Source organism: Kocuria salsicia, from assembly GCF_039532055.1.
GTDB classification, from domain to species: domain Bacteria; phylum Actinomycetota; class Actinomycetes; order Actinomycetales; family Micrococcaceae; genus Kocuria; species Kocuria salsicia.
Genome location: NZ_BAAARF010000003.1, coordinates 42,331 through 54,948, shown reverse-complemented (window position 1 = coordinate 54,948; position 12,618 = coordinate 42,331). Strand labels below are relative to the sequence as shown.

At 70.4% G+C, this 12,618-nt stretch carries 12 protein-coding genes; 3 read left to right on the top strand and 9 right to left on the bottom strand.

Going from position 1 to position 12,618, the window contains the following annotated elements; all coding sequences use genetic code 11:
• Positions 1 to 139: 139 nt before the first annotated feature.
• Both ABD264_RS00320 and ABD264_RS00315 read right to left on the bottom strand, forming a co-directional pair.
• Entirely contained in the window at positions 140 to 1,567 is a 1,428-nt protein-coding gene (locus tag ABD264_RS00320) for a mycothione reductase (RefSeq protein WP_055083099.1), read from the bottom strand.
• A 59-nt stretch (positions 1,568 to 1,626) separates the two neighbouring features.
• Entirely contained in the window at positions 1,627 to 5,076 is a 3,450-nt protein-coding gene (locus tag ABD264_RS00315) for a pyruvate carboxylase (RefSeq protein ID WP_303105595.1), read from the bottom strand.
• Between the two features lie 229 nt (positions 5,077 to 5,305).
• On the opposite strand from ABD264_RS00315, the gene ABD264_RS00310 reads away from it, so the two are divergent.
• Positions 5,306 to 6,145 (top strand): ParA family protein, encoded by an 840-nt coding sequence (locus tag ABD264_RS00310; RefSeq protein ID WP_144942763.1) that lies wholly within the window; start codon positions 5,306 to 5,308, stop codon positions 6,143 to 6,145.
• A 43-nt stretch (positions 6,146 to 6,188) separates the two neighbouring features.
• On the opposite strand, the gene ABD264_RS00305 is transcribed toward ABD264_RS00310, so the two are convergent.
• From ABD264_RS00305 to gcvH, 5 genes are all read right to left on the bottom strand, one after another.
• Complete coding sequence (locus ABD264_RS00305; protein ID WP_232300221.1) at positions 6,189 to 6,731, bottom strand: MerR family transcriptional regulator; 543 nt, start codon at positions 6,729 to 6,731, stop codon at positions 6,189 to 6,191.
• Between the two features lie 265 nt (positions 6,732 to 6,996).
• The gene (locus tag ABD264_RS00300) at positions 6,997 to 7,509 is read right to left on the bottom strand and encodes a bifunctional nuclease family protein (protein WP_126874316.1); all 513 of its coding nucleotides are present in this window, start codon (positions 7,507 to 7,509) and stop codon (positions 6,997 to 6,999) included.
• A complete protein-coding gene (gene ftsR / locus ABD264_RS00295; RefSeq protein WP_344203434.1) occupies positions 7,506 to 8,276 on the bottom strand; it encodes a transcriptional regulator FtsR in 771 nt (256 codons plus the stop codon). The genes ABD264_RS00300 and ftsR overlap by 4 nt, the downstream gene beginning before the upstream one ends.
• An 8-nt stretch (positions 8,277 to 8,284) precedes the next feature.
• Positions 8,285 to 8,728, bottom strand: coding sequence for an FHA domain-containing protein (locus ABD264_RS00290; protein WP_094393696.1), 444 nt, complete (start codon positions 8,726 to 8,728; stop codon positions 8,285 to 8,287).
• 31 nt (positions 8,729 to 8,759) lie between these two features.
• Positions 8,760 to 9,146, bottom strand: a complete 387-nt coding sequence (gcvH, locus tag ABD264_RS00285) for a glycine cleavage system protein GcvH (RefSeq protein ID WP_055083111.1) — start codon at positions 9,144 to 9,146, stop codon at positions 8,760 to 8,762.
• Between the two features lie 159 nt (positions 9,147 to 9,305).
• Here gcvH and ABD264_RS00280 point away from each other — a divergent pair, with 159 nt between their 5' ends.
• Both ABD264_RS00280 and ABD264_RS00275 read left to right on the top strand, forming a co-directional pair.
• Positions 9,306 to 10,745 carry a TrkH family potassium uptake protein gene (locus tag ABD264_RS00280; protein ID WP_344203424.1) on the top strand — a complete coding sequence of 480 codons (1,440 nt, stop codon included), beginning with the start codon at positions 9,306 to 9,308 and terminating at the stop codon, positions 10,743 to 10,745.
• Positions 10,746 to 10,829: 84 nt separating this feature from the next.
• A complete protein-coding gene (locus tag ABD264_RS00275) occupies positions 10,830 to 11,519 on the top strand; it encodes a potassium channel family protein (protein ID WP_145010896.1) in 690 nt (229 codons plus the stop codon).
• Here ABD264_RS00275 and ABD264_RS00270 read toward each other — a convergent pair.
• Both ABD264_RS00270 and ABD264_RS00265 read right to left on the bottom strand, forming a co-directional pair.
• On the bottom strand, positions 11,473 to 12,363 hold the full coding sequence (locus ABD264_RS00270) for a CobW family GTP-binding protein (RefSeq protein WP_344203421.1): 891 nt from the start codon (positions 12,361 to 12,363) through the stop codon (positions 11,473 to 11,475). The two genes, ABD264_RS00275 and ABD264_RS00270, sit on opposite strands and share 47 nt — an antisense overlap.
• Entirely contained in the window at positions 12,308 to 12,514 is a 207-nt protein-coding gene (locus ABD264_RS00265; RefSeq protein ID WP_344204523.1) for a GTP-binding protein, read from the bottom strand. Before ABD264_RS00265 ends, ABD264_RS00270 begins: the two co-directional genes overlap by 56 nt.
• Positions 12,515 to 12,618: the final 104 nt, after the last annotated feature.

Below are 12,618 nucleotides of genomic sequence, written 5' to 3'. Positions count from 1 at the left end.
TGGCTCGCGGGTCACAGCCGTCGCGGCGCGCAGGCCACGACGGCATCAGTGTGCCGGGGCCTGGCGGGATCCGGCGGCCTGAGCCCGGCCTGCGCACCAGGGCGCATTCTGATCGGCGGGCCCTGGCACGGCGTGGCCGTCAGTCCCTGACGTGCTGGCCAGGGACGTCCAGGCCCAGCAGGGCGTTCTCCACGACCTCCGCGAGCGCTGGGTGGATCCAGTACTGCCCGCGTGCCATCTCGTGGGCCCGCAGCCCGAAGGACATGCCCTGGACGAGCGGCTGGATCAGGTTGGAGGAATCGTGGCCGATGAGGTGTGCCCCCAGCAGCTCGCCGGTGCGGGCGTTCGCGATGAGTTTGCAGATCCCGGCGTGGTCCTCCATGGCCCAGCCGTAGGCAACGTCCCCGAAGTCCTGTTCCTTAACCGTGATCTGCTCGCCGTTCCGGGCGGCCCAGTCGCGGGCTTGGACCTCGGTCATGCCCACGGACGCGATCTGCGGTTCGGTGAACACCGCGGACGGCACGTAGCGGTGATCGGTCGCGCGCAGATCCTGCGGGTGCACCACGTTGTGGGAGACCGTGCGGGCCTCGGCGTTGGCTACGTGCTTGAGCTGGTACGGGGAGCACACGTCCCCGAGGGCCCACAGGCCGGTCACGGGTTCCCCGTCCGAGAGCACACGCTGGTACTCGTCCACGGCGAGCAGTCCGCCACCGGTGACGTCCAGGTGGGCGGCTTCCGGGCGCAGCGTGTCCGCATTGGGGACGCGCCCCGTGGCCAGCAGGACGACGTCGGCGGTGCCGTCCCAGTGCTGCCCGGAACCGTCGGAGGCCTGCGCCAACACCGTCAGGCGGCCGTCCTCGGCACGCTCGATCCCGGACAGCGTCCACCCGAGTTGCAGGTCCCACTGTTCGGCGGCCTCGCGCGTGAAGCGTTCGGCGATCGTGTCGTCGTGTTCGCGCAACAAGCGCTGCGAACGGTTGAGCTGGGTCACGGAGGCGCCCAGTCCGCGGAAGACGTGACAGAACTCGGCGGCCACGTACCCGCCGCCCACCACGATGACGTCTCGGGGGAACTCGTCCAGGCGCATCACGGTGTCCGAGGTGTGCACCCCGGGCAGGTCGGTACCCGGCACGTCCGGGATGCTGACCCGCGAACCGTTGGCCAGCACGATCTCATCGGCGGTGATCCGCTGCCCGGACTCGGTCTCGAGGACCTTGGGTTCCACGAAGTGCACGTACTCCTGGATCACCGTGACGTTGTCGAGCGACTCGCGGTACTGCAGCCCGTTCTTGGAGATCGCGTCGATCCGGGCGAAGATGCGATCCCGCATGCCGGGCCAGTCCACACCCTCGATCACGGCGTCCAGGCCCAGCCGTATGGCGTCCCGCGCTTGGTCCCCCACGGTGGCCGGGTAGGCATACATCTTGGTGGGGATGCACCCCGCGTTCAGGCACGTGCCGCCGAACCGGCCCGGTTCCACGATGGCGACGTCGAGGTCCGCGTACTCGTCTGTGAGGATGGAGTTGCCGGAGCCGGAGCCCACGATGATCAGGTCGAAAGAACGCATACGCCCCATCCTAGGCCGCCGCCCCGCGCGTCCGGGGACAGGCGGGGCGGCGGGATCCGTCACTCGGGGTCGATCACCAGCACCAGGTCCCCGCCGCTGACGTGCGCGGTGTCCGCAAGTGCCACGCGGGAGACCGTGCCCGAGACCGGCGCAGTGATGGACGCCTCCATCTTCATGGCCTCGATCGTGGCCACTGAGTCCCCCGCGGCGACCTTTGCCCCCTCGGAGACCGTGACCGTGACCGCACCGGCGAAGGGTGCCGCCACGTGCCCGGGCTTGGAGGTGTCCGCCTTCTCGGTCTCCACGGCCTGGGACTTCACCGACTCGTCGCGGATCTCGAGCAGGCGCAGCTGACCGTTGAGGGTCACCATGACCGTGCGCATCCCCTTCTCGTCCGGTTCGGAGATCGCCTGCAGGGTGACCAGCAGCCGCACCCCCTTGCCGAGCGAGATGACGTGCTCGTGGTCCTGCTTCAGCCCGTACAGGAAGTCGCGGGTGTGCAGGAGGGAGATGTCCCCGTACTTGGTGCGCGAGTTCTGGTAGTCGCGCGTGGGGCCGGGGAAGAGCAGCCGGTTCAGGGCCGCGCGGCGCACCTCACCCGGCTGGGCGAGCTCCTCGACATCCTGCTCCGAGAGCTCCTCGTCCGCCAGGTGCACGGTGCGTCCCTCCAGCGCCTTGCTGCGGAACGGTTCCGGCCAGCCCGCGGGCGGGGTGCCGAGCTCGCCGGCGAGGAAGTTGATCACGGAGTCCGGGATGTCGAACTTGCGGGGATCGGCCTCGAACTCGGCGGGGTCCACGTCCATGCCCACGAGCTGCAGGGCGAGGTCGCCCACCACCTTGGACGACGGCGTGACCTTGACCAGGTGCCCCAGCATCCGGTCCGCGGCGTGGTACATGTCCTCGATCGCCTCGAACTTTTCCCCGAGCCCCAGCGCGATGGCCTGCTGGCGCAGGTTTGACAGCTGCCCGCCCGGGATCTCGTGGCGGTACACGCGGCCGGTGGGCCCGGTCAGCCCGGACTCGAAGGGCTTGTAGATGGAGCGCACCACTTCCCAGTAGGGCTCCATGTCGCTCACGGCGTCCAGGTCAAGTCCGGTGTCCCGGTCCGTGTTCTCGAGCGCGGCCACGAGCGCGGAGCCCGAGACCTGGGACGTGGTGCCGGCCATGGACGCGGATGCGGCGTCGACGGCGTCGACCCCAGCCTGCGCGGCGGCGAGCAGCGTGGCGAGCTGCCCGCCCGCGGTGTCGTGGGTGTGCAGGTGCACCGGCAGGTCGAAGCGCTCGCGCAGGGCCGCCACGAGACGCCGCGCGGCCTCCGGGCGCAGCAACCCAGCCATGTCCTTGATCGCCAGGATGTGCGCGCCGGCGTCCACGCACTGCTGCGCGAGGTCCAGGTAGTAGTCAAGCGTGTAGACGTTCTCCTGCGGGTCGAGGAGGTTGCCCGTGTAGCACAGGGCCACCTCGGCCACCGCGGTGCCCGTGGCTCGCACCGCCTCGATGGCCGGGCGCATCTGCTCGACGTCGTTGAGCGCGTCGAAGATCCGGAAGATGTCGACGCCGGTCTCGGCCGCCTCAGCGACGAACGCGTTGGTCACCTCCACCGGGTACGGCGTGTACCCCACGGTGTTGCGCCCGCGCAGCAGCATCTGGATGGGGATGTTCGGCATCGCCTCGCGCAGCAGCCGCAGCCGCTCCCACGGGTCCTCCCCCAGGAAGCGCAGCGCGACGTCGTACGTGGCACCGCCCCAGGCCTCGACCGAGAGCAGCCCCGGCAGCAGGTGCGCGTACGCGGGTGCCGCCGCGAGCAGGTCGCGGGTGCGCACGCGGGTGGCCAGCAGTGACTGGTGGGCGTCACGGAACGTGGTGGACGTCACCGCGAGCGGTTCGTAGTCCCGCAGGGTGCGCGCGAAGCCCTCGGGCCCCTGCTCCTGGAGCACCTGGCGCCAGCCGGAGGGCACCTCGTGGGAGGACGGGCCGTCGAACGGGCTGCGGAAGGGCTCGTCCCGCTTGTCCCCCGGGTAGTGCGGGAGCTTGTCGCGCGGGTCCATGCCGTCGATGCGCTCGCCGTGGGGCTTGTTGACCGTCACCTCCGCGAGGTAGTTCAGCGCGCGGGTGCCGCGGTCCGCCGAGCCCTTGCCCTTGAGCAGACCCGGGTGGTTCTCGATGAAGTCCGTGGCCACGTCCCCGGCCAGGAAGTCCTTGTCGTGCAGCACGGCCTGCAGGAACTGGATGTTGGTGGCGATGCCACGGATGCGGAACTCCGCGAGGGCACGGCGCGCACGCAGCACGGCGGTCTCGTAGTCGCGGCCGCGGCACGTGAGCTTCACGAGCATGGAGTCGAAGTGCGGGGAGATCTCCGCCCCCGCGTAGAGGGTGCCGCCGTCCAGGCGCACCCCCGCGCCACCGGCCGAGCGGTAGGCAGAGACCTTGCCCACGTCCGGGCGGAACTCGTTGGCCGGGTCCTCGGTGGTGATGCGGCACTGAAGCGCCGCACCGCGCACCCGCAGGTCCTCCTGGGAGATGCCCAGCTCCGAGAGCGACTCCCCCGCGGCGATCCGCAACTGGGACTGCACAAGGTCCACGTCCGTGATCTCCTCGGTCACGGTGTGCTCCACCTGGATGCGCGGGTTCATCTCGATGAACACGTGCTGCCCGGCCCGCTCCCCGGCGGTGTCCACCAGGAACTCGACCGTGCCGGCGTTGACGTAGCCCAGCTCCTTGGCGAACTTCACGGCGTCGCGGTGCAGCGCCTCCCGGATCTCCTCGTCCAGGTGCGGGGCCGGTGCGATCTCGATGACCTTCTGGTGGCGGCGCTGCAGCGAGCAGTCCCGCTCGAAGAGGTGCACAATCTCACCGTCGTTGTCCGCGAGCACCTGGACCTCGATGTGGCGGGGGCGCAGCACGGCCTGCTCGATGAACACCGTGGGGTCCCCGAACGCGGTGTCCGCCTCGCGCATGGCGGCGTCCAGTGCGTCGGCGAGCTGCTCGGGCGCCTCGACCCGGCGCATCCCGCGCCCACCGCCGCCGGCCACGGCCTTCACGAACACGGGGTAGCCGATCTTCTCGGCCTCGGCGATCAGGAACTCCTTGTCCGAGGACGGGTCCGAGGACTCCAGGGTGGGGATCCCGGCGCGGCGGGCCGCGCGAAGCGCCGCCACCTTGTTGCCGGCGAGCTCGAGAATCTCCGCGCGCGGGCCCACGAAGGTGATGCCCTCCGCGGCCGCGGCACGCGCGAGCTCCGGATTCTCGGAGAGGAAGCCGTAACCGGGGTAGATCGCGTCCGCGCCGGACTCCTTGGCCACGCGGATGATCTCCGCGACGTCCAGGTACGCACGGACGGGGTGGCCGTCCTCACCGATGTGGTAGGCCTCGTCCGCCTTCTGACGGTGGATCGAGTTGCGGTCCTCGTAGGGGAACACGGCCACGGTCTTGGCTCCGAGCTCGTACGCCGCTCGGAAGGCGCGGATGGCGATCTCGCCGCGGTTTGCCACCAGGATTTTGGAGAACATTGCTGTCGTTTCCGCGCGCGGGACCGGTGGGCCGCCGCGCACTGGGTGAGGGGTCGAGTACCGGGATCCATCTTACGTGAGCGCCACCTCACACGACCCTCTCCGCCGTTTCGTGTCCACCGCCGGGCCCCCCGCCACGCGATCCGCCCTCGCCGCCACCGGGAACTGCACCGATTAGCATGTACCTGTGGGTTGTAAAGCCCCATTTCAGATGACAGAAGGGTGATCCGTGCAGATCGTCAGCATCAGCAGCCTCAAGGGCGGCGTGGGTAAGTCCTCGGTGGTCCTGGGACTCGCGTCGGCGGCCCTGGAGGCTCGGGTCCCCGCCCTGGTGGTGGACCTCGATCCGCACGGCGACGCCTCCACTGCGCTCGGGGTCCACGCCCGGGCGGGCCAGGACGTGGGCAGTGTGCTGCGCCGTCCCCGTAAAGGGGGACTTGCTGCGGTCGCAGCTCCGTCACCGTGGACGCGGCACCCCATCACCCCCGAGGTCAGCGGCACACAGCAGGATCCCGGCTGGCAGCCCGCCGGCTCCCCGGCCGTCGGACGGCCGGTGCTCGACGTCGCCCCCGGCTCCGCGGCGTCGTCTCACCTTGACCACGCGGCGTTCCGGACCAAGGACCTCAAACGACTCGAGACCGTCCTGCACGGGCTGGAGCGCTACGAGCTCGTCCTGATCGACTGCCCACCCACCCTGAGCGCCCTGACGCGCATGGCCTGGGCGGCCTCCCACATGGTGCTCTCCGTGGCCGAGCCGTCGCTCTTCTCGGTGGCGGGAACCAAGCGCACGATGTCCGCGCTCGCGCAGTTCGAGACCTCACGGATCTGGGCAGTGCCCGATGCCGGGGTGGTCGTGAACCGCTTCCGGGACGGCTCCGACGAGCAGCACCACCGCCTGCGGGAGCTGCAGGAACTCTTCGGCCAGCTCGTGGTAGACCCCGTGCTGCCGGACGCCCCCGTGGTGCAGCAGGCCCAGGGCGCGGCGTGGCCCGTGCACCGTTGGCCGGGAACCGCTGCCTCGGACCTCGCGGGGCGGTTCAGCTCGATCCTCCAGGGCATGCTGCACTGATGCCTCGGTGGGGGCGTGACGGACCGGGCACGACGACGCCGCGTCAGCCCGCGTTCTTCTTGCGCCGCCTTGCGCGGCGGGCGGAGAGCTCGTCCTCCGGGAAGGTGTCGGGTTGGGATGACCCGTCGAGGGCCGCGTGCTCCGCAGGCATCGAGGCGAGCGTGGCCTCCACCTCGCGCCACACGCGTCCCACGGCGATGCCGAACACGCCCTGGCCGCCCTGCACGAGGTCGATCACCTCGTTCGGGGAGGTGCACTCGTAGACGCTCGCGCCGTCGGACATCAGCGTCAGCCGGGTGAGATCCTCCATCCCCCGCAGCCGCAGCGCGCCCACGGCGGAGCGGATCTGCTGGAGGGACACCCCTGTGTCGAGCAGTCGCTTGACCACTTTGAGCACGAGGATGTCCCGGAAGCTGTAGAGCCGCTGCGAACCCGATCCCTTCGCACCGCGCACGGTGGGCTCCACGAGGCTGGTACGGGCCCAGTAGTCCAGCTGGCGGTAGGAGATTCCCGCGGCCTTGCACGCGGTGGGGCCGCGGAATCCCACGGTCTCGTCGTAGCTGCCGAGGTCCTCCGAGAAGAGCATCTCCTGCGTGCCACCGGCCAGGGAGGAGGCACGCAACTGCGCCGCGTCGAACGGCAGCTCCGGGTTGCTCAAGCGTCCTCCTCGTGGATGGGGGGTGGTGCGCACGGACCGCGCCCGGTGATTTCGGCCGGTGCTCCCGGATGACCGGGCGGGTGCTCGGGTGATGTCCTCCGACGGTAGACCCGGCCGGGGACCGGGTCAAAGACATACCGCGCGGCTGCGACCGTGTCGCCAGCCTACCCGCCGCGGGTGCCCGCACGGTGATTCAGGACTGGAAGTCCTCCGGGTCCACCTGGTCCAGGAAGTCTCGGAACTCCCGCACCTGAGCCTCTGCCTCCCGTGGCGCGTCCCCCGCCTGTTCCCGCAGTTCGCCGTCCGCGCTCAGCACCAGCCCGGCCTCGTCCAGCACGGCGGTGGCGCAGCGGACGGGGCAGCCTGTGCGCGCAGCGAGCGCGAGGGCGTCCGAGGCACGGGCGTCCACCACGGTGGAGTCGTCAAACGTGATGGCCGCGTGGAAGACGGTGTCCTCCACCGTGTGCACGACCACGCCGGTCACGCTGCGGCCGAGCGCCCCGACCACCGAGAGCAGCAGGTCGTGCGTGAGGGGGCGCGGTGGCCGGATGCCCTGCAGTGCGAAGACGATGGAGGTGGCCTCGTTGGTCCCCACCCAGATGGGCAGCCGGCGCGCACCGGCGGCCTCCTTGAGGACCACCACGGGCTGACCGCTGGGCACGTCCATGCGCACGCCGGCAATCTCCATGAGGACGTCCGCGCTCACCGGGTGCTCCCGGACCGCTCTTGAGCCTCTAGCCCGCGGACGGTGCCGTCCACCTGCGCGTTCACCATGGCGGACATCATCGACAGGCACAGGGACGAGATCTCCCTGGCGCGGTGCACGGCAATCTGCCGGGTCTCCGGGTCACGCCGGTTGCGCAGGGGCGAGACACTGCCGTCCACGAGGGCCACGATCCGCTCGGACGCCCCGCGCAGCACCCGCAGGTGGCGCGGTTCGATGCCGTAGCCGCTGAGCCGGCCCGCCGCCTCGGCAATCGCCAGCGCACGGTCGTCGAACTCTCCCGAGCGCTCCACGATGAGTCCGTGGTTGAGTAGCTCGCGCACCAGGGGCACCTCGGAACTGGAGCGCGCCGCGAGCTCGCGCAGGGTGTAGCGGCGCCCGCTGGGGGGCCCGGCGACTGGGGCGGCGACGTCGTCGGACGGCTGCATTCCAACGGAGGGCGACGACGTCGCGTCCGGGACCTGGCGCTCGGAACCGGCCGCAGGGTCCAGGCCGCGGTCCAGGCGGTCCCGGATCACGCGCAGGGGCAGGTAACGCTCCTGCTGCAGGGACAGCACCGTCTCCAGACGCTCAACGTCCTCCTCAGAGTACTTCCGGTACCCGGACGCCGTGCGCTGCGGGTGCACGAGCCCCTGGTCCTCCAGGAATCGCACCTTGGACGCGCTCAGGTCCGGGAAACGGGGTTGCAACCGACGCAGCAGGGCGCCGATGCCCAGCCGCGTGGTCTGCTGCTGCTCGGGTTTAGACATGGAGCGCGTCAGGCCCCGTTCTGCACAGAATGGTAGAAGGTGAAGCGGAACTTGCCGATCTGCACCTCGTCGCCGTTCTCCAGCACCTTGGTGTTCACACGGTCGCTGTTCACGTAGGTCCCGTTGAGGGAGGACTGGTCCACCACCTCGAAGGTGTGGTCGCGCCGGATGAACTCCGCGTGGCGCCGGGACACCGTGACGTCGTCCAGGAACACCGAGCACGCGGGGTGCCTCCCGGCCACGATCTCGTCCCGGTCCAGCAGGAATCGAGCGCCGGTCAGCCCCCCGTTGGTCTCCAGCAGCAGGGCGGAGCCGGGGGGCAGGGACGCCACCGCGTTCTGCTCGCCCTCCGTCAGCTTGTGGTGCGCCGCGGTCGAGAGCACGTCCGCGACGATCTGGATGGACGTGGTCTCCGGACCGGTCCCGGCCTCGGACTTCTCTTGATTGGACATGGATCCCCTCACCTCACGTGAAGTGTCGTTGTTAGTCCAGCAGCTGCTGGTAAGCCTGTGCGTCCAGCAGGTCCGCGGGGGCCTCCCCCGAGCCCGCACGCACCGTGAAGAGCCATCCCGCCTCGTAGGGAGACTCGTTGAGCAGCCCGGGGTTCTCCACGAGCTCCTCGTTGACGCCGACGATCTCACCGCTGACCGGGGCGAAGAGGTCGCTCACGGACTTGGTGGACTCGATCTCACCCACCACGTCCCCCGCGGCCAGGGTGTCCCCGACCTCGGGGAGCTGGACGAAGACGACCTCGCCCAGTTCGCTCTGTGCGTGGTCCGTGATGCCCACACGGAACGTGTCGTCCTCGTGGAGGTCCTCGACCCACTCGTGCTCTGCCGTGTACGCGAGTTCCGCGGGAATGTTGGTCATGTCGGTCAGTTTAGGGCACGCACGGTGCAGTAGCGGCCATCACACGCGCGCCCGCGGGAGGTGCCTCCCCCGGCCTGCCGGAGCGTCACGGCACGCGGCAAGCCCCCGGGCCTCGTACGGGGGTTACCGAGGGCCCTCGGACGGGTGTACTTTTGCCCGGTGCCCATTACCGAGGCGTTCCGTCAGGCCGCGATCCGCTCGCAGACGAACGGTTCCAGGATCCCCCGCGCGGTGCCGCTGCTGCGAAGTCGTCCGGACCCGCTGCACCTCCACGAGCTGACCCCTGCGCGCTCGGCAAGGGTCCTCGTCACCGCCTTCCTGCTCGCCCTGCTGACCGGCACGGGTCTGCTCATGCTGCCCGTGTCCACCGTGGACCCGGGCAGCGCGGAGGCGATCACCGCGGCCTTCACCGCCACGTCCGCTCTGTGCGTGACGGGCCTGGTAACCGTGGACACCGCCACCTACTGGACCCCGTTCGGTCAGGTGGTGATCATCTGCCTGATCCAGGTGGGCGGCCTGGGCGTCATGACGTTCACTACCATGCTGGGCATCCTGCTGGCCCGCAAGTTCGGGCTGTCCACGCGGCTGCTCGCCAACGTGGAGACCAAGTCCCGCGGCGGAGCCCGTCAGGTGGTCGCGCGCATCGTGCTGACCACCGCGGTGATCGAGACCGCCGCCGCGGGGATCCTTTTCCTGCGGTTCTGGGGCTACTACCACTACTCCCCCGGCGCGGCACTGGCCCACGGGGCGTTCCACGCGGTGTCCGCCTTCAACAACGCCGGGTTCGCGCTCTACTCCCTGAACGTCATGGACTTCTCCGGCGACCCGTGGATCCTTCTGACGCTGGCCGCGTGCGTGATCCTGGGTGGGCTGGGCTTCCCCGTGCTCTACGAGCTGCGCCGCCACATCCGCACCCCGCGGCGCTGGAGCATGAACACGCGCCTGGTGCTGCTCGCCACACCCGTGCTGCTGCTCGGCGGCACGGTGTTCCTGGCTGTACTGGAGTGGAACAACTCGCAGACCCTGGGGCAGGAGTCCCCCGCGGTGAAAGTGCTCAATGCGTTCTTCCAGTCCACGATCGCCCGCACCGCCGGGTTCAACAGCATCGACATCTCCCACATGCACCCCGTGTCCTGGCTGGGGCTGGACATCCTCATGTTCATCGGCGGCGGACCTGCCGGAACCGCGGGCGGCCTGAAGGTCACCACGTTCGGCGTGCTCTTCTTCATCGCCCTCACGGAGATCCGCGGCGGGGCGGCCGTCCCCGTGCTCGGCAAGCAGCTCTCCCGCTCCGTGCAGCGCGAGGCCATGACGGTGGTGGTCCTGGCCACCGGTGCGGTGATCGGCGGCACCATGCTCATCATGCTCACGGACGAGTCCCTGGGCCTGGACCGGGTGCTCTTCGAGTGCATCTCCGCGTTCGCCACCGTGGGACTGAGCACGGGCATTACCCCCACGCTGCCGGTCTTCGCGCAGTGCGTGCTGATCGTCCTGATGTTCATGGGACGTCTGGGCCCTGTCACGGTGGCCGCCGCGATCGCCTTCGGCCGCAGGCCGCCCGCCTACGAGCTGCCCAAGGAACGCCCGCTGATCGGCTGACGCCCCCGGACGCACGACGTCGTCCTCCCCCCCTTTCCCCGCGCGCCGCAAACGCGGCGCGCACCGACCCGAGAGGCGGTTCACATGTTCGGATCCCACCCCGCAGAGTCTTCCCGCAAGGGCATGTCCAATGCCGTGGCGGTGATCGGCCTCGGCCGCTTTGGCGGCGCGCTGGCGTTGGAGCTGATGCGTAACGGCACGGACGTGCTCGGCGTGGACCACGACGAGGCCACGGTGCAGCGTTTCAACGGCAAGCTCACCTCCGTGGTGCGCGCGGACGCCACGGATGAGGACGTCCTGCGGGAACTGTCCGTCAACGAGTTCGAGCGCGCCGTGGTGGGGATCGGCTCGGACATCCAGGCGAGCATCCTCACGGCGTCGCGGCTCGTGAAGTTCGGCTGCCCGGCCATCTGGGCCAAGGCCATCACCGAGCCGCACGCGGAGATCCTCACGCAGCTCGGAGTGCAGCACGTGGTCAACCCCGAGAGCGACATGGGCACCCGCGCCGCGCACCTGATCCAGCACCGGATCCTCGACTTCGTCCCCATCGACGACGGCTACGCGCTCGTGCGCTGCACCCCGCCGCTGCCCATCCAGCAGCGGCCCATGGACCTGCTCAACGTGCGGCAGAAGCTCGGGGTCTCGGTCGTCGCGGTGTGCCGTCCCGGTGGCCAGTGGGAGCCGATCGAGCCGGGGACCATGCTGTACCACGACGACCAGATCCTCGTCACCGGGCCCACCCGGAAGGTCGAGCGGTTCTCGAACCTGGCCTGACGACGTCTGCCGGGACGGTCCCAGACGGTCGGCTCCGGTCTGCCGTAGCCAGCTGCGGGACTTCCGCGGCCGGCGTCGGCGATGCCACGGCGTGCGTCCGCCGAGACCGGGCGGGCTCCGACGTGTGCCTGTCCCCGGGGTCTGCACAGAGGTAGCGGGTCAGGCGCCGCAGCTCCCGCGACGACGGTACCTCGGCACGTTCCGTGGCGGCGAGGACGTCGAGGCCCACGGGTGACGACGCCGTGTCCTCGGGTCCGATCGCCGCGACCACCGAGTGCGGTGGTGCCTGCGCGGGACGGCTCGTCCGCGCGACCGTGACGTAGCCGGCCACCGAGTGCGCGGCGAAACGGCGCAGCCCCGAGGGCGTGAGCACGTCCACGAGTGCCTTGACCCGGTGCACGGACGCCGGAGGATCCTCCAGCAGATCCGTGATCGTCGCAGGGTCCACCGGGGCGGGCACGTCGAGGCTCACCGCGCGGTGGTGGACGTGGTGCTCATGGCCGTGGTGGCCGTGCTCGCGCGGCGCCTCGCCGGTCTCCCAGAGGGGCAGCTGCGCACCCTCCGGGACGGTGTGCTCTGCGGCGTCGAAGAACAGCGCCGGGTCCACCGCCCCGTGAGGCGCGTCGAGGACCGTGGTGCGGGGAATGGCCGCGAGGACGCACTCGAGGGTGCGGGCAAGCTCCTCGGGTGGCGCGATGTCGGACTTGGTGAGCAGCACCACGGCCGCGGCCGTGACGTGCTGCTCCAGGTCCCAGCCGCCGGACTCCGCGTGGGCCACGTGGGCGGCGTCAAGGACCTCCACGAGGCCCCCGAAGCGGATGCTCGGGACCTCGCTGGCCAGCACGAGCTGGATCAGTGCCGGGGGGCTCAGCGAGCCCGGACCCCTCGATCACGATCGCGTCCAGCTCCGTGGCCGGGCGGGAGAGGGCTGCCAGGGCAGAGTCCAGCTGACGCGGGTCGTCGATGCAGCACAGGCACCCGCCCGCGATCGACACGGGCTCGGCCACCTGCCCGGCCACGACGGGGCCTTCCCGGATCGGGGGACCGCGGTGGGCGGTCTTCGGGTGGCCGGTGGTACCGGACCGGGGCCTCGGCGCGG

Excerpts from the sequence above, each read along its gene's own strand:
- ABD264_RS00320 (WP_055083099.1), bottom strand. The coding sequence starts at position 1,567 with ATGCGTTCTTTCGACCTGATCATCGTGGGCTCCGGCTCCGGCAACTCC.
- ABD264_RS00315 (WP_303105595.1), bottom strand. The coding sequence starts at position 5,076 with ATGTTCTCCAAAATCCTGGTGGCAAACCGCGGCGAGATCGCCATCCGC.
- ABD264_RS00305 (WP_232300221.1), bottom strand. The coding sequence starts at position 6,731 with ATGCTCTTCTCGGAGGACCTCGGCAGCTACGACGAGACCGTGGGATTC.
- ftsR (WP_344203434.1), bottom strand. The coding sequence starts at position 8,276 with ATGTCTAAACCCGAGCAGCAGCAGACCACGCGGCTGGGCATCGGCGCC.
- ABD264_RS00290 (WP_094393696.1), bottom strand. The coding sequence starts at position 8,728 with ATGTCCAATCAAGAGAAGTCCGAGGCCGGGACCGGTCCGGAGACCACG.
- gcvH (WP_055083111.1), bottom strand. The coding sequence starts at position 9,146 with ATGACCAACATTCCCGCGGAACTCGCGTACACGGCAGAGCACGAGTGG.
- ABD264_RS00275 (WP_145010896.1), top strand. The coding sequence starts at position 10,830 with ATGTTCGGATCCCACCCCGCAGAGTCTTCCCGCAAGGGCATGTCCAAT.